The organism is Stenotrophomonas sp. SbOxS2 (genome assembly GCF_013416715.1).
Lineage (GTDB): Bacteria > Pseudomonadota > Gammaproteobacteria > Xanthomonadales > Xanthomonadaceae > Stenotrophomonas > Stenotrophomonas lactitubi.
In genome coordinates, this window is record NZ_JAAVXD010000008.1 from 165,377 (window position 1) to 190,389 (window position 25,013).

The 25,013-nt window shown below is 65.8% G+C and carries 16 protein-coding genes and 2 tRNA genes; 9 read left to right on the forward strand and 9 right to left on the reverse strand.

Annotated features, from left to right (window positions below; genetic code table 11):
• Positions 1-29 precede the first annotated feature (29 nt).
• Both HFK18_RS19720 and HFK18_RS19725 read left to right on the forward strand, forming a co-directional pair.
• A tRNA-Arg gene (locus HFK18_RS19720) sits at positions 30-106 on the forward strand.
• A gap of 32 nt (positions 107-138) precedes the next feature.
• Positions 139-215: transfer RNA gene (locus HFK18_RS19725), tRNA-Arg, on the forward strand.
• A gap of 604 nt (positions 216-819) precedes the next feature.
• Here HFK18_RS19725 and HFK18_RS19730 read toward each other — a convergent pair.
• Entirely contained in the window at positions 820-1,740 is a 921-nt protein-coding gene (locus HFK18_RS19730) for a LysR family transcriptional regulator (RefSeq protein WP_100552164.1), read from the reverse strand.
• Between the two features lie 140 nt (positions 1,741-1,880).
• Between HFK18_RS19730 and HFK18_RS19735 the strand changes: the two genes are divergently transcribed.
• Entirely contained in the window at positions 1,881-2,582 is a 702-nt protein-coding gene (locus HFK18_RS19735) for a pirin family protein (RefSeq protein ID WP_180167564.1), read from the forward strand.
• A 54-nt stretch (positions 2,583-2,636) separates the two neighbouring features.
• Here the strand turns inward: HFK18_RS19735 and HFK18_RS19740 are convergent, their stop codons facing one another.
• Together HFK18_RS19740 and HFK18_RS19745 are read right to left on the reverse strand one after the other, a co-directional pair.
• The gene (locus HFK18_RS19740; RefSeq protein WP_180167565.1) at positions 2,637-4,832 is read right to left on the reverse strand and encodes a TonB-dependent siderophore receptor; all 2,196 of its coding nucleotides are present in this window, start codon (positions 4,830-4,832) and stop codon (positions 2,637-2,639) included.
• Between the two features lie 156 nt (positions 4,833-4,988).
• On the reverse strand, positions 4,989-5,684 hold the full coding sequence (locus HFK18_RS19745) for an alpha/beta hydrolase (protein WP_180167566.1): 696 nt from the start codon (positions 5,682-5,684) through the stop codon (positions 4,989-4,991).
• A gap of 187 nt (positions 5,685-5,871) precedes the next feature.
• Between HFK18_RS19745 and HFK18_RS19750 the strand changes: the two genes are divergently transcribed.
• Complete coding sequence (locus HFK18_RS19750; protein ID WP_180167567.1) at positions 5,872-7,011, forward strand: MFS transporter; 1,140 nt, start codon at positions 5,872-5,874, stop codon at positions 7,009-7,011.
• A 4-nt stretch (positions 7,012-7,015) separates the two neighbouring features.
• Here HFK18_RS19750 and HFK18_RS19755 read toward each other — a convergent pair whose 3' ends face one another.
• The gene (locus HFK18_RS19755) at positions 7,016-8,167 is read right to left on the reverse strand and encodes an alpha/beta fold hydrolase (RefSeq protein WP_100552160.1); all 1,152 of its coding nucleotides are present in this window, start codon (positions 8,165-8,167) and stop codon (positions 7,016-7,018) included.
• Between the two features lie 183 nt (positions 8,168-8,350).
• Between HFK18_RS19755 and HFK18_RS19760 the strand changes: the two genes are divergently transcribed.
• From HFK18_RS19760 to HFK18_RS19775, 4 genes are all read left to right on the forward strand, one after another.
• Positions 8,351-9,697 carry a cytochrome c gene (locus HFK18_RS19760; protein WP_180167568.1) on the forward strand — a complete coding sequence of 449 codons (1,347 nt, stop codon included), beginning with the start codon at positions 8,351-8,353 and terminating at the stop codon, positions 9,695-9,697.
• Positions 9,694-10,620: a c-type cytochrome gene (locus HFK18_RS19765; protein ID WP_180167569.1), complete on the forward strand. Its 927-nt coding sequence runs from the start codon at positions 9,694-9,696 to the stop codon at positions 10,618-10,620. Before HFK18_RS19760 ends, HFK18_RS19765 begins: the two co-directional genes overlap by 4 nt.
• A 118-nt stretch (positions 10,621-10,738) precedes the next feature.
• Positions 10,739-13,117 carry a TonB-dependent receptor gene (locus HFK18_RS19770; RefSeq protein ID WP_180167570.1) on the forward strand — a complete coding sequence of 793 codons (2,379 nt, stop codon included), beginning with the start codon at positions 10,739-10,741 and terminating at the stop codon, positions 13,115-13,117.
• A 10-nt stretch (positions 13,118-13,127) separates the two neighbouring features.
• Positions 13,128-15,236: a phospholipase C, phosphocholine-specific gene (locus HFK18_RS19775; RefSeq protein ID WP_180167571.1), complete on the forward strand. Its 2,109-nt coding sequence runs from the start codon at positions 13,128-13,130 to the stop codon at positions 15,234-15,236.
• A 54-nt stretch (positions 15,237-15,290) separates the two neighbouring features.
• On the opposite strand, the gene HFK18_RS19780 is transcribed toward HFK18_RS19775, so the two are convergent.
• The 4 genes from HFK18_RS19780 to HFK18_RS19795 all read right to left on the reverse strand — a co-directional run bounded on the left by HFK18_RS19780 (position 15,291) and on the right by HFK18_RS19795 (position 21,522).
• Positions 15,291-16,886, reverse strand: a complete 1,596-nt coding sequence (locus HFK18_RS19780; RefSeq protein ID WP_180167572.1) for an alkaline phosphatase D family protein — start codon at positions 16,884-16,886, stop codon at positions 15,291-15,293.
• Between the two features lie 11 nt (positions 16,887-16,897).
• Positions 16,898-19,831, reverse strand: coding sequence for a TonB-dependent receptor (locus tag HFK18_RS19785; protein WP_180167573.1), 2,934 nt, complete (start codon positions 19,829-19,831; stop codon positions 16,898-16,900).
• Positions 19,832-19,972: 141 nt separating this feature from the next.
• Positions 19,973-21,010: a FecR domain-containing protein gene (locus HFK18_RS19790; protein ID WP_180167574.1), complete on the reverse strand. Its 1,038-nt coding sequence runs from the start codon at positions 21,008-21,010 to the stop codon at positions 19,973-19,975.
• Positions 21,007-21,522 carry a sigma-70 family RNA polymerase sigma factor gene (locus tag HFK18_RS19795; protein ID WP_180167575.1) on the reverse strand — a complete coding sequence of 172 codons (516 nt, stop codon included), beginning with the start codon at positions 21,520-21,522 and terminating at the stop codon, positions 21,007-21,009. The genes HFK18_RS19790 and HFK18_RS19795 overlap by 4 nt, the downstream gene beginning before the upstream one ends.
• A 271-nt stretch (positions 21,523-21,793) precedes the next feature.
• Between HFK18_RS19795 and aceE the strand changes: the two genes are divergently transcribed.
• The gene (gene aceE / locus HFK18_RS19800; protein ID WP_180167576.1) at positions 21,794-24,466 is read left to right on the forward strand and encodes a pyruvate dehydrogenase (acetyl-transferring), homodimeric type; all 2,673 of its coding nucleotides are present in this window, start codon (positions 21,794-21,796) and stop codon (positions 24,464-24,466) included.
• A gap of 57 nt (positions 24,467-24,523) precedes the next feature.
• Here the strand turns inward: aceE and HFK18_RS19805 are convergent, their stop codons facing one another.
• Positions 24,524-25,006 (reverse strand): LuxR family transcriptional regulator, encoded by a 483-nt coding sequence (locus HFK18_RS19805; protein WP_100552151.1) that lies wholly within the window; start codon positions 25,004-25,006, stop codon positions 24,524-24,526.
• Positions 25,007-25,013 lie beyond the last annotated feature (7 nt).

The following is a 25,013-nucleotide window of genomic DNA, read 5'->3' on the forward strand; positions in this document are numbered from 1 at the left end:
AATAGAGAAGCAAGTTGATTGTGTACCGCGCGCCCGTAGCTCAGTTGGATAGAGTACCTGGCTACGAACCAGGCGGTCGGGAGTTCGAATCTCTCCGGGCGCACCACACACGATCAACACAACAAGTTTATGTAATTGGCGCCCGTAGCTCAGTTGGATAGAGTACCTGGCTACGAACCAGGCGGTCGGGAGTTCGAATCTCTCCGGGCGCACCATTACACCGAAACAGCAGGCCTCGGCCTGCTGTTTTTTTTTGTGTTTTTTGGCAGGGCTGCGCCCTGCACCTGCAGAGGCAACAGCAACTGCAGAAGCTGGCATTCCGTGGGGTGGCGGGGCGGTATGGGTAGGCAGGACACGCCGTAAACCCATCCATGGGGGCTCGATGGCGCCATCCATGGCGCCAACGGTCCTGCCTACCCATACCGCCCCACCTCTGACAGTTTCCCGCGATCTGGTAGATCCACGCCATGCGTGGATGACTCCATCAAATTCGAATACTTCGACAATTGAACGAAGAGCATCCACGCATGGCGTGGATCTACGTGTCGACCAAGGTCGACACCTACCAGCCGCACAGAACGCCATCCCGACAGATTGCGGAAATCTGTCGAAGGCGGGGTGGGTCCGGTTGCGGGGGTGTAAGCGCCATGGATGGCGCGCCCAAGCCTACAGGGACGTACTTGCGGCGTCCCCCGCAACCGGACCCACCCCGCCATCCCACGGAATACCCGCTGTTGCTTTGGCTTTGGCTTTGGCTTTGGCTGTTACCGTTGCTGTTGCTGTTGCCTCGGCGGGTGCAGGGCGCAGCCCTGCCGAACCCTACCCCTCTGCCATCGTCTGCCACCACTGCGCCAGCAGCTCCGGCCGTCGCAGGCGTTCGCGCCACCAGCGCAGGGCCGCGCCATCTTCGCCGGTGCGCCACGCCAGCCAGAAGGTCTCTTCCGGCTTGTGCTCCTCGACCTCACGGATCACCAGCTGGCCACGTGCCACCGCCGCGCGCGCGCAGGGCTCGGGCAGGAAACCGAATCCCAGCCCCTGGCACTGCAGCTTCAACTTGCTGGCCATGTCCGGCACGGTCAACGTCTCCTGGCCCATCAACAGGCCCACCGTTCGTGGCAGCAGCCGCCGTGCCGAATCGGATACCGCGATCGCGCAGTACGGCGCCAACTGCTCGCGGCCCAGCACACCCGGCACGGTCGCCAGTGGATGCTCCGGCGCCACCGCAAACACGAAACCCACGCTGCCCAGCGGCTCGACCACGTAGCCCCCGCCACTGGGACCCTCGCCCGGTGCACCGACCAACAGGTCGGCGCGCCGGTCCAGCAGTGCTTCCCAGGTTCCGGACAACGCCTCGCCAAACAGGCGCAATCGGGTCGGCGCCGCCACCTCACGGAATGCAGCAATATCCGGCCCCAACAGCCAGGTCGGGAACACCGAATCCACCGCCAGGGTCAATTCCGCCTCCCAACCCGAGGCTACGCGCCGTACCCGCAGTTCCAGCTCCCGGGCCGCACGCAGCAGGTGCCTGCCCTCCTCCAGCAACGCGCGCCCGGCCTCGGTCGGCTCCGCCCGTGGGCCGATCCGGTCGAACAGCTGCACCCCAAGGTCCTCTTCCAGCTTGGCCACGGTGTAGGAAATGGTCGAGGGCACCTTGTGCAGGGCCTTGCCGGCGCCGGCGAATGAGCCTCGGCGGTCGATCGCGTCCAGGATCTGCAGGGCATCGAGGCTGAGCTTGAGCATTCGAAATTTTCGATGATGACTTTCAAAACTATCCGTTTTTCAAACCCAAGGTGCAAGCGGATACTTCTCACCAACGGGGAAACACAGGGGTTACCAACCCACCCCGCCCCATCGAAACCATCGAACAAGGAGATTCCATCATGCTGCAGATCCGCAAGAGCGCTACCCGTGGCCTGGCCGAGCATGGCTGGCTGTCCTCGCGCCACACCTTCTCATTCGCAAACTACTACGACCCCCGTTATGTGAGCTTCGGCCCGCTGCGGGTCATCAACGAAGACAAGGTGACCGGCGGCCAGGGCTTCGGCACCCACAGCCACAGCAACATGGAGATCGTCTCCTACGTGCTGGGTGGCGCGCTGGAGCACAAGGACTCGATGGGCACCGGTTCGGTGCTGCGCTACGGCGACGTGCAGCGCATGAGCGCCGGCAGCGGCGTCAGCCACAGCGAGTTCAACCATTCGGCCACCGATCCGGTGCATTTCCTGCAGATCTGGATCTTCCCGCAGACCGAGAACATCACGCCGTCGTATGAAGAGACCCACTTCACGCCGGAGAGCAAGCGCGGCCAGCTGCGCCTGATCGCCTCGCCAGATGGCGCCGATGGCTCGCTGCACATCCACCAGGATGCGCGCATCTTCGCCACCATCCTCGATGGCGAGCAGAAGCTGCATCACGCCCTGGCTGCCGGCCGCGGCGCGTATGTGCAGGTGGCGCGTGGCCAGCTGCAGGTCAACGGCATCACCCTGGAAGCGGGTGACGCGCTGCAGGTCAGCGACGAGGCACAGCTGACCCTAGAAAACGGCAACGACGCCGAAGTGCTGGTGTTCGACCTGCCGCTGTAACCCACACGCCCGCGATGCCGTCCGGCATCGCGGGCGTGTCAGGTCGCAACGCGATCAGAACTTGTACGTCACCGCCAGCCGCACGTTGCGCGGCTCGCCCCAGGTGTAGGTGCTGTACCAGCTGAAGATCGTGTAATAGCGCTTGTCCAGCAGGTTGTTGACGTTGACGGTGGCCGACAGGCGATCATTGAACTGGTAGCGCGCCATGGCATCCAGCAGCCAGTACGGCTGGGTGCGATGGACCACCGACGCACCATTGGCCGGGTTGGTGATGGTGCCGAACGTGGAATCCTGCCAGCGCGCGCCGCCACCGACGGTCAGCCCCTGCCAGTCGCCGCGCAGGCGGTAGCTGGTATGCAGGCTGAACTGGTTTTCCGGCTCCAGCGTGGACACCTTGGTCCCGGCCTGGCGGGCGATCTTGTGCGCAAAGCCGCCCTGCACCTGCCAGCCCTCGGCCAGCTGTCCGGACAACTCCAGTTCGTAGCCCTTGGTGCGCACGCCCATCAATCCGCGGTAGGCGATATCGCCGGTCGGCGTCTTGCCACCGGTAGGCTGGGCGAAATTGTCCTGGTCAAGCTGGAACAGCGCCGCGCTGGCATTGAAGCGGCCGTCGAAGAACTCCGCCTTCAGACCCATTTCATAGCTGCGGCCCTCCAGCGGATCCAGCGTCCTGCCCTGTTCGTCGCGCTCACCCTGCGGCTTGAAGATGGTGCTGTAGCTGGCATACACCGAATAGTGCTCGCCGAGGTCGTAGACCACGCCGGCATACGGCACGAACACGCCGGTCTCGCGCGTCTGCGGCGAACGGTAGCTGGCCAGGCGGCTGCCGACGATCACCTTCAACGGGTCGGCCACATCGAAGCGACCGACCACGTACAGGCCGTTCTCGCGGGTCACTTCATTGTTGCCGTAACCGCGCTGCCATTCCGGTTCCGGGATATCACCCTTCCAGCTGTTGTAGTCGGCAACGGCGGTCGGATAGCCGGGCTGCGGCGAATAACCGGTGTTGGTCCAGCGCTTGCGCGACGCGCTGCCGCCGACCACCAGTTCATGCTGACGACCGAACAGGCCGAAGTTGCCGCTCAGGTAGAAGTCGGCAGCGTTGCTGACCGTCTTGCCGACGTACTTGCCCAGCCACAGCGAGACGCCTTCGCCGGTGACCGGATCGGGATTGCCACCGGCCGCACCCGCCAGCGCTGCATCGTAGCCGTTGACCTGGTGGTTGAGCTGCAGCTTGGCCACCCAGTCGTTGTCGAACGTGTGTTCCAGCGTGGCAAAGCCGGTGCGCACGTACTGGCGCCAGCCACTCCAGCGGGTACCGTTGTTGAACGAGCGCGGCATGTCATTGAAATCGCCCTGGCTGTCCAGCAACGGAATACCGCCCCAGGTCGAGCCCTTGGGATCGCTCTCCAGCACGTCGCCACCCACGGTCAGCAGCGTGCGTTCGCCCAGATCGGCTTCCAGCACGGCATAGCCGACCTTGCTGGTGCGCTGGTAGAAGTCCAGATTGGAATGCTTGTCCTGCCAGGCACCTACCGCACGCCCACGCACGCGGCCATCGGCGGTCAGCGGGCCGCCGACATCGACTTCGGCGCGGTAGTCGTCCCAGCGGCCGACGCCGAGCGTCGCACTGCCGGCAAATTCCTTGCCCGGCTTCTTGCGCACCAGGTTGATGGTCGCGCCGGGATCGCCCATGCCGGTCAGCAGGCCGGTGGCACCCTTGAGCACTTCGATGCGGTCGTAGATCGCGGTATCGCTGAGCGTATTGCCGGCCGAGTAGGCCGAGTCGCGCGACATCGGAATACCGTCGTACTGGAAGTTCTGCACGGCAAAACCACGTGCGTAGTACTCGGTACGCTCACTGTCGTAGGTAACGATGCTGATGCCCGGGGTCACCCGCATCACATCATCGATGCCGTCCAGGCCGAAGTCATCCATCTGCGCACGGGTGATCACGCTGATGGTCTGCGGGGTCTGCCGCGGCGTCAGTACCAGGCGGGTAGCGGTGGCGATGGTGCCCGGCGTGTAGGCGCCGCTGCCTTCGGTGATGGTGCCCAGCTGGTTGGCGGTGACCTGCACGGTCTGCAGTGTCTGCGAGGGCGTTTTGCCCTCTTCTTCAGCCGGTGCGGATTGCGCCGAGGCGGCGCCGGCAGCGGCCACTGAGGTCAGCAGAAGACCATGGGCAAGAGCCCTCGCCAACGGGCGACGACGCAGGGAGAGGACGGAAAAACGAACAGGCACGGACGACACGACGGGACCTCCACGAAGGGGTGGGATCCTCTGGCGGCGGCTCGAGGGAAAGGGGGAATGGCGGCCAAGGGCCGCAGGCGCAGGAGTTTACTCTCCTGCGCTTCCGCTGTCGTGGGTGGCGCCCGGGCCTGAGCAGGCGCTGCCCCGTGGCAAACGTCAGCCGTCGACGGACGCCACCGCCTCCAGGATCAGTGCCGCCACCTCGGCCGGATGCGAGGCCAGCGAGGCATGGCTCGCTTCCAGCTGCAGCAGGCGCTTGGGCTGCAGGCGTTCGGCCATGGCCTTCTGGTTCTGTGGCGAGATCATCCGGTCCTGGCTGGAAAGCTGGTACCAGCTCGGCTTGTGCTTCCACGCCGGATCGCTGATTGCATCGCCGAAGGTGCTGGCCAGCGGCGCCTTCTGGGTCACCGCCATCACCCAGCCTTCGTCGGCGCTGAGGTCCTGGCAGAAGCTCTCATGGAACTTGTCCGCGCGCAGCCACAGATAGCCATCGCTGTCCGGGGCAAGGTTCGGTGCCGCTTCGGGCAGGTGCTGCTGGGTAATGCCGCCCGGGCTCTCACCGCTGTCCGGCGCAAATGCAGCGATATAGACCAGGCCCTGCACGTTGGGCTGGTTGCCGGCTTCGGTGATCACCGCGCCCCCGTAGGAGTGCCCGACCAGCACCACCGGGCCATCGATCTGGCGGATCATCCGGCGCGTCCGCTCGGCGTCGTTGACCAGCGAGGTCAGCGGCAGCTCGACCGCCTTCACCTGGTCGTGGCCCTTGCGGTGCAGTTCCAGGATCACCTTGGCCCAGTGTGCGGCCCCGCCCCAGAAGCCATGGACGAGGAGGATGGTCGGTGTGGTGCTCATGCGCTGATCTCCGGCAGCGGCCGGGCGGAATGCCGACCGTCGGGCTACTCTCCACCGATGGCGTTAATCAACGGTGACGCATCCGGCCCACTGCAATCGTATGCGTCGCCCGATGTCACGCATGGCACTTGCCCGGCGCGTCTGAAAACGTTTTCATGAGGGCGATCCTCTGGAGCCTTCCTCGCGCATGACGCCTTCTTCTCCCCGCGCCCAGCAGCACGCGACCCGCGCTGCCTTCTTCATTCCCGGCTTTGCCACTGCTGCCTGGGCACCGATGGTGCCGTTCGCCAAGGCCAAGGCCGGGTTGTCCGATGCCAGCCTCGGCGGGCTGCTGCTGTGCCTGGGACTGGGCTCATTGCTGGCGATGCCGCTGGCAGGTGCGTTGACCGCGCGCCTGGGCTCACGCCGCTTGATGATCGCCACCACGGCGTTGATTCTGCTCGCCCTGCCACTGCTGACGCTCGCCCCCACGCCGCTGGCACTGGGGGCGACGCTGTTCGTGTTCGGTGCGGGTGTGGGCGCGATGGACTGCACGATGAACATGCAGGCGGTGGCCGTCGAGCGCGATGCGGGCCGCCCGATGATGTCCGGCTTCCACGCGTTCTACAGCATTGGTGGCTTCGTCGGCGCAGGCTGCATGACCGGCCTGTTGGTGCTCGGCACTCCGCTGTGGCTGGCGTCACTGATCGCCGTGGCGGCCATGCTGCTGGTGGCCCTGCTGTCGGCCCCGCACTGGCGCCCGCAGCGCATCCTGCATGATGGCCCGATGCTGGCCGTGCCGCACGGCGTCGTGCTGTTCATCAGCGTGCTCGCCTTCGTGGTGTTCCTGGCCGAGGGCTCGATGCTCGACTGGAGCGCGGTATTCCTGGCCGAAGTGCGCCAGGTGCCGCGCGACCAGGCCGGTGCCGGCTTTGCGGTGTTCACGCTGGCGATGACCGCGATGCGCCTGTTCGGCGATGGCATCGTCGAGCGCCTTGGCCGCACCCGCACCATCGTCATTGGCGGCATCACCGCAGCAGCCGGTTTCGCACTGGCCACGCTGGTGCCCTCCTTCGCGATGGCACTGGTCGGCTACGTGCTGGTGGGGCTGGGCTGTGCCAACATCGTGCCCGCCCTGTTCTCGATGGCCGGCCAGCAGCGCGCGATGCCGGAGAGCATTGCGATCACCGCAGTCACCACGCTGGGCTATGCCGGCATCCTTGCGGGCCCCGCAGCGATCGGCGCGCTCGCCCACGCCACCAGCCTGGGCTTTGCCTTCCTGTGCGTGGCGGCGATGCTGCTGGGCGTGGCGGCGTCGGCGCGTTCACTGGCCCGCCGCCTGCCCTGAGGGCTCAGCTGCGCGCTGGGGTCTTTGCCGGAGCATCGACGCCGTGCACCAGCCACTCGGCCTGAGCCGGCAATTGGGGCGCTGGGCACGCGGACTTCGGGTGGTGTTCGTCGCGCGCCATCCAGTCATCGACCACCCCGGCCAGCAGGTCCAGCCGCAGCGGCAGGGTGATGTGATCTTCGCCGCGCATCTCGATGTAGTGCGCACGCGGGTTGGCCTGTGCCAGCGCACGCCCCTGGCTGACCGGAATGTGCTGGTCGCCCTGTCCGTGCAGCAGCAGCACGCAGGCACGGGTATCGGCCAGCGCGCGTGCCACGTCCACCTGGTCCAGGTCCACGTCGATGCGGCGGCTGGCGGCGGCCACCACCTGGTTGATGTCCTGGCCGCCGTAGCGCCAGCGTGCATACGAGGCGATGGCCTGTGCCTTCAACCCTTCCGGCTGCAGCGCCATCAGATGCGGAATCATGGTGCGGATCGCTACGCCGGCATTGGCGAACGATTCCATCGCCACCACGCCGGCCACCTGGTCGCCCAGCTTGTCGGCGGTGAACAGTGCGGTGGCCGCGCCATAGGAAACACCGAACAGGTACAGCGGGCCAGTCACTTCGCCGCGCGCGCGCAGCGCAGCGATGACATCCACCACATCGTCCGATTCATAGGTGCCGTAGCCGGAGGGGCCGGCGCCGGACTGGCCATGGTTGCGCAGGTCCAGGGTGACCACGCGGTAGCCCGACTCGGCCAGCTGCAGCGACCACGGCAGCATCGAATCGCCGTTCATCATCCAGCCGTGCAGCAGCACCACGGTGCCACGCGGCGCCTGCGCGCGGAACGGTTGCGGTACCGCCAGGCTCAGCCCGGTATCCAGCGGCAGGCCGTTCTGGTGCTGCTGCGGCAGGTAGTGGTAGCGCGCGCCATAGTCGCCCGGATCGAAAGCACGCCAGAAGATCGGCACGCCATCACGGCCCGCAGCGAAACCATGCCGGTTCGGCAACGCAGCCACCGCTGCGGCGATACGCGGCTGATCAAGCAGGGTCGAAACGCCACCGGGCGCGATCAGGCGGTCGCTGAGCGAGGTGGACGAGGCGGTCATCGAAGAAGAGCATGCAGCCAGCCACAGGCCGGCGCACGCCAGCAAAAGCAGCAGCAGGCGCTTCATGGGCAGTCAGGGGAAAAGTGCGACAGCGTGGGAGGTTAGCGATCACGCCCGACGCCATCTATCGCAGCTGGATGACGGGTTGATGACAGCGCAGGATCGATTCAGCTTGTCACAATGTAGCGACCGGCCAAAGCATTGATCCGGATCAATGAACGCCATCGCACGAATGGCCACAGTGCCAGCATGCGCACCCCGCTCAAGCTCGCCATTGCCTTGGCCGCCACATTGGCCGCCGCCTACGGCATCGCCCGCAGCACACCGTACTGGTTCGCCCCACGGCAACAGGCCGAGGTCGATATCCACGACCCGACCCTGATCGAGCAGGGCCGGTATCTATCGCGTGCCGCCGACTGCGCCGCCTGCCATACCGCACCCGGCGGCAAGCCCTTCGCCGGTGGGCTTGGCATGCAGACACCGATGGGCACGCTGTACTCGACCAACATCACCCCGGACCCGGATACCGGTATCGGCGCGTACGACTATGCGGATTTCGAGCGCGCGGTGCGGCGTGGCATCCGCCATGACGGCCAGCCGCTGTATCCGGCAATGCCCTACGCCTCGTACGTGATCGCCAGCGATGCCGAGATCAAGGCGCTGTATGCCTACTTCATGGGCGCAGTGCAGCCGGTCCGGCAGGACAACGCTGACAGCACCATTCCATGGCCGGCCAACATGCGCTGGCCGCTTGCCTGGTGGCAGCTGCTGTTCGCGCGCCCGCGCAGTTTCATCCCTGATCCAACCCTGGATGCCGGCCAGCAACGCGGCGCCGAACTGGTCGAAGGCCTGGCCCATTGCGGCGCGTGCCATACCCCGCGCGGGCTGGCCTTCCAGGAAAAGGCGATGGCCGATGATGGCAGCCGCCAGTTCCTCTCCGGCTCGGTGCTGGAAGGCTGGTATGCGAAGAACCTGCGCAACGAATCAACTGGCCTCGCCAGCTGGAGCGAAGCCGAGATCGTCGAGTTCCTGCGCACCGGCCGTACCGATCGTTCCGCGGCCTTCGGTGGTATGGCCGATGTGGTCGAGCACAGCACGCAGTACCTGTCCGACGCCGATCTGCTGGCGATGGCGCGGTATCTGAAGCAGCTGCCAGCACGCGAAGGCCGCAGCGCGCAGTGGACGCCGGGCAGCGACACCACCACCGCCGCACTGCGCGGCGGCGACTATCGGGTGGCCGGTTCGCTGGCCTACGCCGAACACTGCCAGGCCTGCCATCGTGCAGATGGCCGTGGCATGCCACGGATCTACCCTGCCCTGGCCGGCAACTCCATCGTGTTCGCCGACGATCCCAGTTCGCTGGTGCAGGTGACCCTGATCGGTGGGCGTACGCCGCACACGCCGCATGACCGGATGGCGTTCACCATGCCGGGCTTCGAGCAGCTGCCCAACGCGCAGCTCGCCGACATCCTCACCTTCATTCGCAACAGCTGGGGCAACCAGGCCAGCGCGGTCAGCGAACTGGACGTGGCGCGCATGCGCCGGGTGGTGCGTGACAAGCCGGTGCATGTGGTCCCGCAGGAGACGGCGCAATGAGGCGTTCGAAGAAGCGTTCCAGAGCGTTGGTCGCCGGCGCAGTGGTTGCGGTGCTGCTGGCCGGTGCCGGTACGCTGCTGTACCAGCACCTGTACCCGGACCTGGATGCGGAGGTGGCAAGGACCCTGGACATCCTCGACGGCCACGGCCAGGTGGTGGGCCAGTACCACGTGCCCAGTGCCGAAGAAATCGCCAGCCTCGGCAACGCCGACGCGGTGATGTTCGGCCGTCGCCTGCTCAACGAGACCGCACGCCTGCTGCCGGACAACGTCGGCAACGATCTGAACTGCAACTCCTGCCACATGGCCGAAGGCAAGCGACCGTTCGGCAATCACTACTTCAACACCGGCGGCGGCAGCTACCCGCGCTACATGCCGCGCCCGGGCAGGGAAATCGGTCTGGCCGAGCGCATCAACGGCTGCCTGCAGCGTTCGATGAACGGCAAACCGCTGGCCAAGGATGCACCGGAGATGCGCGCGATGCTGGAATACATGGCGTGGCTGAGCCGCCCGGTACCGGAGGGTGCACGCGTGGCCGCGCCCAGCGAAGGGCCGGTCGACAGCACGCTGACGCCGGACCCGATACGTGGGCAGGCGCTGTATGCCGCGCAGTGCGCTGCCTGCCACGGCGACAAGGGCGAAGGCCAGCGCGATGCCAGCGGCGATATCGCGTTCCCGCCGTTGTGGGGGGAGCGCAGCTTCAACATCGGTGCCGGCATGGCGCGGTTGTACAAGGCCGCTGGCTTCGTCAAGCACAACATGCCGCCGGCAGTGACCCGTGAACCGCCACTGGGCCAGCAGGTGATGCCCGACCAGGATGCGGTGGATATCGCCAGCTACTTCATCCACCAGCCGCGCCCGGACTTCGCCGGCAAGGCCAAGGACTGGCCACGCGACCCGAAACCGAAGGACGCACGCTACTGAGGGACGCCGCCGGTGTTGCCGGCCGTCACACAACACACTCCCTGCATCTGCGCGTCACCGCCATGTCATCGGCGCTGCCGACACTCCCGGACTTTCCTCCCCTGAAGGTCCGGTTTCGATGCGAACGATTGCGCGCTTTCCCCGTATCTCGCTGCTTGCCCTGCTGATTGCTCCCGCACTGGATGCCCTGGCTGAAGCTCCGCAGGGCGATGCAGCCGATACGCGAAGCGCCGACGCGCGGACCCTGGACCAGGTGCAGGTGATCGGCCAGGCCACCAGCTATGCCAAGACCTCGGTGCGCCAGGAAACCTTGAACCGGCAGACCGTGCTGAGCAGCGTCAATGGCGCGCTCAACGAAGTGCCTGGCGTGGTCGTCAGCGAAGCCGATGCCACTGGCTCGTCGGTCTGGGGCACGCAGATCAGCATGCGCGGCTTCGTCACCAACCGCGATACCCAGCAGATCGGCACCACCATCGACGGCCTGCCCAATGGCGGTTCCGGTTATGGCGGCGGCTCGCTGGCCAACCGCTACATCGACACGCTCGACCTGGAGACGGTAGAGGTGAGCCAGGGCACTGCCGATATCTCCTCGCGCTCGAACGAAGCGCTGGGCGGCACCCTGAACTTCCTCACCAGCGATCCACTGCAGGAACAGCGCCTGCGCATGGTGGTGGGTGCCGGTGACAATGAAGCACGCAAGTACTACGTACGCTACGACACAGGCCTGCTGGGCGGACACACCCGCGCGTGGATCAGCGCATCATCGGCGCGCGTGCATGACTGGATCGATGGCACTGGTCACACCAGCAACGACAACATCGCCGGCAAGTTCATCACCGAGCTGGACCGCTGGACCCTGACCGGCTACCTGTCCTACAACGATGCCGACGAGCCGGAATACACCAGCGTTTCACCGAAGGGCTTCGCCACCAACCCGGACCGGGATGGCCTGGTCGGCACCCTGACCGGCATTCCGTATCTGGACCAGAACTACCGCTCCGGTTCGCGCGCACTGCGCGAGAACACCTTCGGCTACCTGCGCGCGGCCTTCGATGGCGGCAACGGTTTCAAAGCCTCGACGGCTGCGTACGGGCACCGCATGCAGGGCCGCGGTGACTGGCTGCCGCCGTACCTGGCCGATGTCAGCGACGATGGCGCCGGTCGCCCGCAGTCGGAATACCTCGGCGGCAGGACGGTCTACGGCGGCAGCAACCGCGGCCAGATCTACTTCGTGAACCCCGATGGCAGTTCCGCCCAGCGTCTGGCCAACTGCACGCCGCGACTCGGCTTCAGCGCCGAGTACGACCCCAACTGCTACGCCGGCAATGTGCAGGGCGCGCAGTCCTACCGCCATTCCCACTACGACAACGATCGCATGGGCGTCACCGCCGACGTCGAATGGCGGCAGACCTTTGGCGCGATCGACAACACGATCCGCGGTGGCCTGTGGGTCGAGAAGCTCGATCGTTCCGTGCGCCGCGACTGGCACCGCCTGCTCAACGTCGGCCAGGACATCGCCTTCGACCACCAGCCCTACTGGGTGCAGTTCGAAGACAAGTACAAGGTCGATGAGCAGATGTACTACGTCGAGGACGTGGCCCGCTTCGGCCCGTTCAGCGCACGCCTCGGCGTGAAGCAGTTCTTCGTCGACCAGTCGCGTCGCCGTGTGATCGGCGCCGCCGAGAATGTGAAGTCCGATTCGAAGTCCGATCCGCTGCTGTCCACCGGCTTCACCTGGGCTCCGGGTGTGGAGGGCATGGAGCTGTTCGCCGGCTACTCGCAGAACTTCGCCGCGATCCCCTCCGGCGTGCTGGGTGAAACCGATCCGCAGCGCTTCCGCAATGTCGAACCGGAAACCGCCGACAACATCGAACTGGGCATGCGCATCAGCCGCTGGCCGCTGACCGCCTCGGTCACCCTGTACAACATCAAGTTCGACAACCGCATCGTCTACCTGCCGGCCGGTCTGGTCAGCGGCATCGACTACCTCGGCGAGACCGATGGCGTCTACGAGAACTTCGGCGGCGTGGAGAGCAACGGCCTGGAAGCGGCCTTCGGCTACGGCTGGGACAATGGCTGGCGCATCAATGCCGCCTACACCTACAACCGCTCCAAGTACCTGGGCAGCGGCAACGACGCGCGCGACACGCAGCTGGGCATCGTCGACGGTGCCAAGGTGATCGGCCAGCCCGAGCAGATCCTGGTGGTGTCGGCCGACTGGCAGGGTGAGAACTGGAACTTCGGCCTGTCCGGTCGCTACCTCGGCGAGCGCTACCTGGATGCGGCCAACGTCAACAAGCTGCCTTCGGCCACCGTGTTCAACGCCAACATCGGTTTCGACCTGCAGGGCCTGTCGCCGCGCCTGAAGGGCATGGGCGCCAACCTCGTGGTGAGCAACCTGACCGACAAGCGCTATCTTGCAGGGGTGGACGGCCGCGACAACGCCTTCATCGGCGCCCCGCGCACCGTCGGCATCTCCTTCCGCGTGGACTTGTGAGTGTGACCCTGTGACCGATACCGGCCGACGCCGACTGTTGCAGGCCGGCGTCGCCGCCGGCCTTTCGCCGCTGCTGCCCAGCATCGCCCGGGCAGCAGCGATCGCCCCTGCTTCGCGCACGCGCAGCCTGCAGGACCTGCAGCACATCGTGGTGTTCATGCAGGAGAACCGCTCGTTCGACCACTACTTCGGCACGTTGCCGGGCGTCCGTGGCTTCGGTGACCGTTTCGTTGCGCCGGCATCGCCGCTGCCCGGTGGTGACCACCCGCGCAGCCTGTGGCTGCAGCCCGATGCCAGCGGCCAGCGCGCGATCGCCCCTTTCCCGTTGGATACTGCTGCGCACTTCGGCTACATGCGGGTGGAAGGCACGCCCCACACCTGGCCGGATGCACAACAGGCGTGGGACCACGGACGCATGGCGCACTGGCCCAAGGCCAAGCAGGACCATTCGATGGGCTACTTCCAGCGCAGCGACATGCCGTTCCAGTTCGCCCTGGCCGATGCGTTCACCCTCTGCGATGCCTACCACTGCGCGATGCAGGCCGGCACCAACCCGAACCGCGTGTTCCTGTGGACCGGCCACAACGATGCCCAGGCCCGCGCAGGCGGCCCGGTGATTGCAAACTCGCACGACAATTTCCCCGAGCAGGGCGGCCATCCGGAGTCGTATCGCTGGACCAGCTATGTCGAGCGACTGCAGCAGGCCGGTGTGTCCTGGCAGATCTATCAGGACATGGCCGACAACTTCACCGACAACCCGCTGGCCGGGTTCGAGGCCTTCCGCCAGGCGCACCGCGGCGACCCGGGGCATGACCCGGAGCTGCGCGCACGCGGCGTCAGCACCCGTGGCCTGGCGCAGCTGCGCGAGGACGCGATCAGCGGCCGCCTGCCGCAGGTCAGTTTCATCATCGCCGATGCGGCCGGCAGCGAGCATCCGGGGCCGTCCAGCCCCGCGCAGGGCGCCACCTATACTGCGCGCCTGCTTGATGCATTGACCGCCGATCCCGAGGTGTGGAGCCGCACCGCCCTGCTGTTGATGTTCGATGAGAACGATGGCTTCTTCGACCATGTACCGCCACCGGCACCGCCCTCACCGCTTGGCGACGGCTGGGCCGGTGCGTCGGCGGTCAGCACCGAGGGCGAATACCACCGCAACCCGGCACCGGGCGACGGGAAATACGATGCCGCCGGGCTGCGCGGTCGTCCCTATGGTCTCGGCCCGCGTGTCCCGTTGTATGTGATTTCGCCGTGGAGCCGTGGCGGCTGGGTCGACTCGCAGGTCTACGACCACACCTCGGTGCTGCGCCTGATCGAGCGTCGCTTCGGCGTGGCCGCGCCGGACATCTCGCCGTGGCGGCGTGCGGTCTGCGGTGATCTCAGCAACGCCTTCGACTTCGCCCAGCGCGACACCCGCCCCTTCGTCAAGGCGCTGCCGGATGTCACCGCCGTCGCAGCGCGCGCCGCCGCCCTGCCCGGCCGTACCGTGCCTGCGCTGCCCGATGGCCTGCATCCGGCCCGCCAGGAGCCGGGCGTGCGTCCGGCGCGGGCACTGCCCTATCGGCCGCAGGTGCAGGCCACGTCGGTGGATGGCGAGGGCCTCACCCTGCAGCTGGCCAGCGATGGCGCCACGGCCGTGCTGCATGTCTACGACCGCTTGCAGCTGGACGCCATCCCGCGCCGTTACACCGTAGTACCGGGTGCCCCGTTGCAGGATCGTTGGCCGCTGGATGCACAGGGTCGTTACGACCTCTGGCTGCTGGGGCCGAATGGGTTCCATCGCCACTATCGCGGCGCGGGCACGCTCGCGCCGCTGTATGCACAGGTGGAACGCGCGGACGGCCAGCTGCGGCTGGTGCTGCGCAATCCATCGCCTTCAGCGCGCAGGGTCAAGGTGCAGGGCGGCGCCTACGCGGGCCACATGCCGGTACAGGAACTGCAGCTGGTGGCCGGCGCGGAAACCGTACTGGCCTGGGACCCGACACCGACCGCAGGCTGGTACGACCTGATCGTGCGCTCGGAGGGCGTCGAGCAACGCTTGGCCGGCCGTGCCGAAGATGGCCGCCCTGGTACGAGCGACCCCGCCATGGGCACCGCACCGCTGCGCTTCGAACACGGATGAACGCACTTCGTAGTGCCGGGCGCGTGCCCGGCTCTACAGGGCAGGACAGCCGGCTCAGGCCTCCTGCAACCCCGGTCGGCCGTGCTCCACCGCATAGCGCTTCCAGCTCTGCAGCGCGCCGTTCGGCCGCATGACCGTATCGAGCGTCTTCATGTCACCGATCCAGGCATCACGGGTGACATCACACAGCACGTAACCGCGCTTGTCCGTCGTCGCTTTCAAGTGGGGGCTGTGCCGCAGCTGGTTCTCTGCATAGGCATCCACGCCCTGCCCGTCAGCGCCCGAGCTGATCGACGTCGCCAGGAACTCGCTGGAAATCACCCCGGAATCGACGTTGTCCTGCACCAGGTCGCTGGCATAGTGACGGTGTGCATCGCCACAGGCGGTCACCACGTTACCGAAGCCCACCTTCTGGATGTGATCGAGCAAGCGCCGGCGGCTGGACAGGTAGCCGGACCACTGGTCATCGGAAGATTGCACCACGCCGTCCTTCTCGCGCATGTAATTGCCCAGTGAGACCTGGTGCGCGATCGCGTGCCAACGCGGCGCGGCATCGGCCAGGCCATCGAACAGCCATTGCTCCTGCTTCGCACCCACAATGCTGCGCTCGGCAGATTCCACCTGTCCGCGCTGCGCCATGTCCACCTGCTTGCTGCGGTACTGGCGGGTATCGAGCAGGTGCAGGTCCAGCAGCGTGCCGTAGCGTGCGCGACGGAACATCTGCATATGACCCTCGCGCGGGAACGACGAAGCGCGCAACGGCATGTTCTCGTAATACGCCTGGAACGCCTGTGCGCGGCGCAGCAGGAACAGTTCGCTGGGCGTACCGTCCTGGTCTTCGGCACCCGCCCAGTTGTTGTCCACTTCATGGTCGTCGAACGTCATGAACCACGGTGACGCGGCGTGCGCGGCCTGCAGGTCCGCATCGGTCTTGTACTGCGCATAGCGGCGGCGATAGTCGTCGAGCGTATAGGTCTGTGGGCCAACGTGGTTGCGCAGGTTGGTGAACGGCTGACCGTTCATCTTCCGCACGCCGGGCTGGCTTTCTCCCTCGTAGATGTAGTCGCCGTAATGGAACACGAAATCGAGTGGTTGCTCGGCAATGTGCCGCCAGGCCGTGTAGTGCCCTTCCTCGAAATGCTGGCAACCGGCCACCGCGAAGCGTACGCGCTTGATCGGCGCGTTCGCCGCAGGCAGGGTGTGGGTGCGTCCGATCGCACTGGCATGGCCTCCCACGGTGAAGCGGTACCAGTACGGCCGCCCAGGCAGCAGGCCGTCCAGTTCCACGTGCAGCGCATGGCCAAGTTCGGGGTGGGCCAGCGAGGTTCCCTGCCGCACCACGGTGCGCATGGTCTCGTCGGTGGCCACCTGCCATCCCACCACCATCGGCCGGGTGGGCATGCCGCCACCGAACATCAGGGGCTCGGTGGCCAGCCGCGTCCACAACACCATGCCGTCGGCTGACGGATCACCGGATGCCACGCCGAGGGTGAACGGCGTACTGGCAAAGCGCGGCGCGGCCAGCAGATTGCGCGGATTCAACGCCGCCGCGTCGTTCTGCGTAGCCAGCGCACGCGCAGTCCCGGCCCACGCACCCAATGCGGAAAGTCCCGACAGGGCGAGGAAGCGCCTGCGATTGATCGTATCCAAGACGGCCGCCCTCAGTTGTAGATGATGTGGAAGTAGAAGAAGCGACCGTAGTCATCGATCTCGGTGCGGAAGCGTCCGTTCGGACCGGTGCTGTAGGTTGGCTGGGTATTGAACAGGTTCTTCGCCTCGTACTTCAGCGTCACGTGCTTGCTGACCTTGTGGCTGAAGGCCAGGTTGAAGGTCATGTACGGGTCGTAGTACGAGTCCAGCCACTGGGTATCGCCGAAGTCGACCAGCATGCGGCTGCGGTAGGTACCTGACACGCGCAGCTGCGAGCTCTTCCACGGCATGCGCCAGATCACCGAGCCGTTCACCGACCAGTCCGGCTGGTACAGCAGGCGGTCCAGGCGGCGCTCGCTGCCATCACTGATACGGTAGTTGGTCTGTCCGTCCAGTCGGGTGGCATTGAGGTACATGTCGAAGCGCTGGCGGCCCCACTGCAGATTGCGGTTTGCCACCGCGAACTCGACACCGCGCAGCGTCGACTCATCGGTGTTCATCGGCTGGGTGACGCGATAGCGGACGTCGCCGATGTTCTCGAACGTGGTCAAGGTATAGATGTCGTCCTTGATGACCTTGTCGAACAGCGCCACCGAGACCAGGCCGTTATTGCCATTGAAGTACAGGTCCCAGGCCAGGTCGAGATTGGTCGAGCGGCGCGGCTGCAGCGAGGCATTGCCCTGCTTGATGGTGCAGAAGCCTCCGCCCAGTTCGTCATCGCCACAGCTGGTGCTGGTGGCCTGGGCGATGTTGCTGGGTGTCGGCCGCCCCAGCGTGCGGCTGGCGGAGAAGCGCAGGCGCTGGTTCTCGCTCAGCTTGAAGGTCGCATTCAATGACGGCAGCAGGTTGTTGTAGCCGCCACTGCTCTTGCGGAATGCCGAGGTGTAGGTGGTACCGCCATCATCGCTGAACGGGCTGAACGCATCGAAGGTAGTGTGGTCATAGCGCAGGCCACCGATCAGCAGCAGCCGCTCCCAGGCGTAATGCGCCGAGACGTAGGCGTTGGCGATGTCCTCCACGTACTTGTAGTCGCTGGTGAAATCGGCATTCGGGTAGGCCGCATCGTTGTTGCCCAGCTTCGGGTACAGCTCGTCATGCCACCTGCGGTTGTCGATCAGCGGGAAGCCGGGGACGCTGCCAAGCAGCGTCGAACCGGGATACAGATAGTCGTTCAGGGTCGCGCTGGTCTTGTAGTAGTCGAAATCGATGTCCTGCCAGATCTTCAGGTGGCGATACTCGGCACCGGCGGCGAGACCGAAGCCGCGCGCATCGGCATCGATGTTGTAGCTGAAGTCGGCACGCAGGTTGTCGATGCTCTCCTTGGCGTCGCGCGGCGAGATGTAAGCCTGCGCGGGATTGAGCTTGAACGCCGAGCTGGTCAGCAGGCTGGAGTCCGAGACACCCACCGCGTTCGGAAAGCCATGGCTGTCGTTGGCATAGTCGACGAACAGGTTGCTCGGGTACGCGCGTACGCCCCAGTAGACCTGGGTGTTGTGGAAGGTCTCTTCGGTGTGGCCGGCGCGCAGGGTCAGCCGCGAAAGGTCGCCGATATCCCAGTTGAAGCTGGCGATCGCACCGCGATTGCTGCGGTCCCAGCGGTCATGGCGGTTCTTGATGTAGATGCTGTTGATCTGGGTGGTGCCGCCGTCCTCGCTCTGGTTGCGTATCGGGAACTTGGCGTTGCCATACAGATCGGTCTTGTTCATCGTCGAGTTCTCGTAGAACCGGTACGAGTACAGCAGCAGCGAGGCGTAGAACGGATCGTCCGACGGCTTCCATTCCAGCTTGGCCGAGCCACCGAAGTTGGTGATGTAGTTGGTGTAGGTGCCGGTGCTGAAGTTGCCCGGCGCGCGCAGGCCGTTCCAGCCTTTCGCCTCGTCCGGGCCGGTGGTGCCATCGGTTAGGTACTTGCCGGCATCGTTGTAGTAATAGTTCGATTCCACCCAGCGCTTGACGCTGTTGCGCGAGCGCTGTTCATAGCGCGCGACAGCGACGATGCCGAACTGGTCATCGGCACCGAACTGGTTGGAGAACACCGCTTTGGCGCTCTTGCCGAAGTGCCCCAGGGTCTTGTGGTCGCCACCCGCGCTGCGCCCCACATTGGTCTCGGCCGTGGAATAGATGCCGGCCACGTCGGCGAACACATACTTGCCGGAGCGGTCAAAGGCACTGCGGCTGATGATGTCGATCACACCACCAATGGCATCCGGTGCCTGCTCGGCGCTGAAACTCTTGTAGATGTCCGTGCGGGTGCCGATGTCGCTGGGAATCAGCTGCAGGTTGTTCATGCGCTCGCCGGAGCCACTGCCACCCACGCTTGCGATCGCGATGCCGTCGATGGTCGTGTAGTTGAGATTGGCCTGCACGCCGCGCACGGTCACATAGCGCGGTTCGCCCGCATCTTCCACCGCACTCAGACCGGGCGCGGCCATCAGGCTCTCGGCCAGCGTCTCATCGCCGTAGCTGTCCATCTCATCGTAGATCACCGAATCCTTGATCACCGGCGAGGTTTTCTTCTGATCGATCACCTCATGGGCGGCGATCACCTTGATCGTTCCCAGCGTCGGAGCGACCACGGCTTGCGGCTGCTGCGGTGCCGGTGCGGCCGGCCCGGTTTCGCGCTGTGCCGGTGCCGCATCGATGGCGATCACGTTGCCGTCCAGCACCGTGTAGCGCAGGCCGGTGCCGGCCAGCAGCGTGTCCAGCGCCTGCTTGACGGTGGCCCCCCGCGGTACCGCGCCCGCCATGGGTGCATTGCCCGCGCCGGCATACAGGAACTGCACGCCGGAGCTGCGTGACAGCTGCTCCAGTGCCTGGCTCAAAGGCTGCGCGGCGATCGCTGCAGTGACCTTGGTCTCAAGCCCGTTGGACGACACCGCCTGCGCATGTGCGCCCAGGCAGGGAGACAAGGCCAGTACCACCGACAGATAGAGCTTCTTGCGCATCACGGTTCCTTGCAGGAGAGAGGACTGCTGCTGCCGCATCGGCATTCGACAGCGGTTTCTCCCAAGTAAGAGCCTGCATCGGCGGAAGTGGAGAACGCCGATTCGATGAATTTTTTCTGACAGCCCATCGCCCAACCGGGATCAGCGGCTGGAGACCCATACCGTGTCCTGTTCGCGGCGGATGACGAAGCGCGCGTCCCGCTGCAGGAATGCCTGCAGCGCAGCAACCCGGTGCGCCTCCAGGCTGCCCGACAGGCGCGCCGCCCGCGCCACATCATCGGTAACCCGCACCTGCACTTGGTTGTGCCGGTTGAACGCAGCCGCCACCTCGTCCAGCCGCTCATCACGGAACGACACCTGGCGCTGCTGCCAGTCCAGCAGCATGGACATCGGTATTTCCAGCGGCTGCACCGCATGGCTGAGATGATCGACCTGGACCACCCGCCCGGCAGGCAGCTGCGCCAATCGGCGTTGCCCATCACCGGCGGTCCAGACCTCCACCTCGCCGGATACCACGCCGATACGCGTGCTCTGCAACCGGCGCGACACATCGAACACGGTGCCGATGTCACGGATCTGCAGATCACCGACCCGTACCTGGAAGGGCCGGCGATCCGCTGCGATATCAAATGTGGCCTCGCCCTGCAGCAGTTCGACGCGGCGGCTGAACCAGCCAATCTTCACCCGCAGACGGCTGTCTGCATTCAGCCGCACCTGCGTCTGGTCAGCCAGCAGCACCTCACGCAGTTGCCCGTGCCCAGCGACCAGCATCTGTTCGCGCGGCATCAGCCACGGCAGCAGACCGGCCACCAGCAACAGTCCGCACGCCACCGCAGCCACCCGCCTCCAGAGCGGCCGGCGCGTTCGTGTTGCAACCACGGCGCGCGGCGCGGGCACGGGCGCGGCAAACAACGGCACCACTTTCGCCGTTGCCGGCAGCATCGGCAGTGTTGCCCTGCTTTCGTGCTGCTGCGCGTGCACCGACATCGCCGCGCCGACCTGCCGGTGCAGATGCAGGGCATGCAGGTACGCGCGCACGTGCTCGGGCGAGCCCTTCATCCACGCCATGAACTCGGCGCGCTGCGCAGCGCTCAGGTCACCCTCGCGGTTGCACAGGAACCAGTGCGCAGCCTGTTCGGCCGCCTCGTCATCCATCGCTGCAGGCTCCTTCTGGTTCATCCGTCCTTCCCGGCGCCCAGCGCCTTCCTGCAGGCTTCCAGCCCCTTGCCGATGTGCTTGCGCACCATGTGCACCGACACGTCCAGCTGCGCCCCCACCTGATGGCAATCCAGTCCTTCGCGGTAGTGCAGCTCCATCACCCGCCGCGTCGTGGGCGGCAGTTGCGCGATGGCGCCACGGATTCCGCTCCAGCGCTGCGCCCGCTCGAAATCAGCCTCGATGTCCTCTTCGCTGCTGAGTACCTCGGCCAGCAGGTCGACGTCCTCGATCTGCGGCAGGCCGGAGCGCGAGCGTGCCTGTTCACGGGCCAGGTTGGCTGCCACCGCGAACAGATAGGCTTCAGGGTTCTCGATCGCCGCGGCGTCTTCGCCGGTGCTGCGCAGCAGGCGCAGATAGACCTCCTGGGCCAGATCCTCGGCATCGGCAGCGTGTGAACCACGCCGAAGGAAGAAGCCACGCAGCAGGCGGCGCCGCAAGGCGTAGCTCTTCTCCCAGATTCTGACGCTGTTCACAACCGACCAACCACCCCGAGGCTGGAAAACCCAGCAGGGTGCACACCGACGATGACAACCGCATTGCAGCGGCGCCGGGCAAAGCGCAGGTTCGCGCAGACCCAACCCTCACCTGTCTACCGGCCAACCCATGCGCCGCCTACGCTTGTCTCCCCGGCAGCCACCAAGGCCGCCCCCGCGCCACGGCCCTGCCGGCGCGATTCCGCTCCAGAGCTGTCGCCCTGCCGGCGGTGTCGCGCAGATGCCGGCCGGCGCTCTCTGGAGACGCAGCATGAACCAGGCACACTTCCCTCTCGACACCGATCCGCAGGAAACCCGCGAATGGCGCGAGTCCCTGCACGCGGTGATCAAGGCTGGCGGCCGCCCCCGCGCGCACTACCTGCTGGACCAGCTCGATGAGCTTGATGTGCAGCAGCATGGCGACCTGCACACCCGCGCATGGACCGCCTACACCAACACGATTCCACCCGAGCGACAGCCCGCCTACCCGGGCGACCTGGCCATCGAGCGTCGGTTGAACGCGATGATCCGCTGGAACGCCATGGTGATGGTGCTGCGCGCCGGCAAGCATTCCAATGTCGGCGGCCACATCGCCACCTACCAGTCCGCCGCGGTCATGTATGACGTGGGCTTCGATCACTTCTTCCGTGGCCGTACCGACACCTTCGACGGCGACATGATCTACATCCAGGGCCATTCCGCACCGGGCATCTATGGACGTGCATTCGTGGAAGGCCGCATCAGCGCCGAGCGCATGGACAACTTCCGCCGCGAAGCCGGGCGTGAGGGCCTGTCCTCGTATCCGCACCCGCGGTTGATGCCGGAGTTCTGGCAGTTCCCTACCGTATCGATGGGCCTGGGCCCGCTGACCGCGGCCTATCAGGCCCGTTACATGCGCTACCTGGAATACCGCGGGCTGAAGCAGCACCAGGGCCGCAAGGTCTGGGCCTTCCTCGGTGATGGTGAAATGGATCAGCCCGAATCGCTGGCGGCCATTTCACTGGCCGGGCGCGAGCGCTTGGACAACCTGGTGTTCGTGGTCAACTGCAACCTGCAGCGCCTGGACGGACCAGTGCGCGGCAACGCCAAAGTGATCCAGGAACTGGAAGGCACCTTCCGTGCCGCCGGCTGGAACGTGATCAAGGTGATCTGGGGCGGTGGCTGGGACGACCTGCTGGCACGCGATCACAGCGGCTTGCTGCGCCAGCGCATGATGGAATGCGTCGATGGTGACTACCAGACCTTCAAGTCACAGAGCGGTGCCTATGTACGTGAGCATTTCTTCGGACGCTACCCGGAACTGCTGGCGCTGGTCGCGCACATGAGCGACGACGAGATCTGGGCGCTGGCACGTGGCGGCCACGATCCGCAGAAGGTTTACGCCGCCTACCAGCAGGCAGTGAACACCGCGGGCCGACCGACCGTGGTATTGGCCAAGACGGTGAAGGGCTTCGGCATGGGTGAGGCCGGCGAAGGCCAGAACATCAATCACCAGTTGAAGAAGATGAGCACCGATGCGGTGCGCGCTTTCCGCGACCGTTTCGATCTGCCGGTCAGCGATGAACAGCTGGAGGAAATGCCGTACCTGCGCCCGGCGCAGGGCAGCCCGGAGGCGCTCTACTTCGCGCAGCGTCGCCAGGCGCAGGGTGGCCAGCTGCCGGCACGATTGGCACAGGTCGATCCGCTGCCACTGCCGCCGCTGTCCACGTTCAACGTCCAGCTGCAGGGTAGTGGTGATCGCGGCCAGTCCACCACCATGGGCTTCGTGCGCATCCTCACCACCCTGCTCAAGGATCCCGAGCTGGGCAGGCTGGTGATCCCGATCGTGCCCGATGAATCGCGCACCTTCGGCATGGAAGGCCTGTTCCGCCAGATCGGCATCCACTCTTACCTCGGCCAGTTGTACACGCCGCAGGACGCTGGCCAGCTGAGCTATTACAAGGAAGCCAAGGATGGCCAGATCCTGCAGGAAGGCATCAACGAATCCGGCGCGATCTGTTCGTGGATCGCCGCCGGTACCGCGTACGCCAACCACGGCCTGGCCACGATTCCGTTCTACATCTTCTATTCGATGTTCGGCCTGCAGCGCGTCGGCGACCTGGCCTGGGCAGCAGCCGACGCGCGCACCCGCGGCTTCCTGCTTGGTGCCACCTCGGGCCGCACCACGCTGATGGGCGAAGGCCTGCAGCACGACGATGGCCACAGCCACGTGCTGTCCTCGGTGATTCCCAGCTGCGTGTCCTATGACCCGACCTACAATTTCGAGCTGGCGGTGATCATCCACGATGGCCTGCGCCGCATGTACGTGGACCAGGAAGACATCTACTACTACATCACCCTGCTCAACGAGAACTACCCGCACCCGGCCCTGCCCGACGGCGCCGAAGCCGGCGTCCTGAAGGGCCTCTATCTGCTGCGCCCCGCCGCTGCCGACACCATTGCACGGCCTCGCGTGCAGTTGATGGGCAGTGGCTCGATCCTGCGCGAAGTGCTGGCCGCCGCCGATCTTCTGCAGCAGGATTTCGGTATCGCCAGCGACGTCTGGAGTGCTACCAGCCTGACCGAACTGCGCCGCGACGGCCTGGCTGTCGAGCGCTGGAATCTGCTGCATCCGGCCGACGAGCCGCGCGTTCCCTACGTGCAGCAGTGCCTGCAGGACCACGCTGGCCCAGTGGTGGTGGCGACCGATTACATGAAGATCGTCGGCGACCAGATCCGCCCCTTCATCAGCGATCGTCGCTTCATCGCACTCGGCACCGATGGTTTCGGCCGCTCGGATACACGCGAATCGCTGCGGACGTTCTTCGAGGTCGATCGCCACTTCATCGTGCTGGCCGCACTGAAGGCCTTGGCCGATGACGGACATGTCGAACGGAGCCTGCTGCAGCAGGCGATCGACCGGTACGGGATCGATACCGGCAAGCGCGACCCCGCCGCCGCATGAGCCCGCAGCAACGGTATCCGCAGAGCCCGCCTCTGCGGGTGTCGCTGCATCACACGGCTACGGCAAGCGCTTGAACAGGTTGGTCTGCAGGATCGGCGTGCCGTCATGACCGAAGAACGCCTTGGTTTCGGTCATCGTTGAGCGATCGGCGGCCACCGTATACACACGGGTGGACGCCGGCGCACCGTGATCGACCAGTTGCATCACCAGCGTATTCGGCGCCGGCAGTTTCAGCGTCGCCTGGTTGGCGCCGTAGCTGCCTATCAGCGATGCGGGCGTGCCATCCAACGCCAGCGTACCGTCGGATTTCATCGTCTTGCCGTCATGCAGGACGATATCCACGTGCGAGCTCCACCTGCCCGCGCCGGCATCCTTGAATTCCAGCACGACCTGTTGCGGACGCTGTGCTTCAGGCAGCGCGGACGTGGCGATATCCAGCGACCAGCGGCCGAGCAGCGGCGAGGACTTCGGGCTCTCGGCCAGGGCAGGCATCGCCTGCAGCAGGGCCACGGACAGCAACGCGGCGGACAACAGCTTCATGCGAGGC

Excerpts from the sequence above, each read along its gene's own strand:
- HFK18_RS19805 (WP_100552151.1), bottom strand. The coding sequence starts at position 25,006 with ATGAAGCTGTTGTCCGCCGCGTTGCTGTCCGTGGCCCTGCTGCAGGCG.
- HFK18_RS19745 (WP_180167566.1), bottom strand. The coding sequence starts at position 5,684 with ATGAGCACCACACCGACCATCCTCCTCGTCCATGGCTTCTGGGGCGGG.
- aceE (WP_180167576.1), top strand. The coding sequence starts at position 21,794 with ATGAACCAGGCACACTTCCCTCTCGACACCGATCCGCAGGAAACCCGC.
- HFK18_RS19755 (WP_100552160.1), bottom strand. The coding sequence starts at position 8,167 with ATGAAGCGCCTGCTGCTGCTTTTGCTGGCGTGCGCCGGCCTGTGGCTG.
- HFK18_RS19730 (WP_100552164.1), bottom strand. The coding sequence starts at position 1,740 with ATGCTCAAGCTCAGCCTCGATGCCCTGCAGATCCTGGACGCGATCGAC.
- HFK18_RS19735 (WP_180167564.1), top strand. The coding sequence starts at position 1,881 with ATGCTGCAGATCCGCAAGAGCGCTACCCGTGGCCTGGCCGAGCATGGC.
- HFK18_RS19750 (WP_180167567.1), top strand. The coding sequence starts at position 5,872 with ATGACGCCTTCTTCTCCCCGCGCCCAGCAGCACGCGACCCGCGCTGCC.
- HFK18_RS19790 (WP_180167574.1), bottom strand. The coding sequence starts at position 21,010 with ATGAACCAGAAGGAGCCTGCAGCGATGGATGACGAGGCGGCCGAACAG.
- HFK18_RS19785 (WP_180167573.1), bottom strand. The coding sequence starts at position 19,831 with ATGCGCAAGAAGCTCTATCTGTCGGTGGTACTGGCCTTGTCTCCCTGC.
- HFK18_RS19765 (WP_180167569.1), top strand. The coding sequence starts at position 9,694 with ATGAGGCGTTCGAAGAAGCGTTCCAGAGCGTTGGTCGCCGGCGCAGTG.
- HFK18_RS19760 (WP_180167568.1), top strand. The coding sequence starts at position 8,351 with ATGCGCACCCCGCTCAAGCTCGCCATTGCCTTGGCCGCCACATTGGCC.
- HFK18_RS19770 (WP_180167570.1), top strand. The coding sequence starts at position 10,739 with ATGCGAACGATTGCGCGCTTTCCCCGTATCTCGCTGCTTGCCCTGCTG.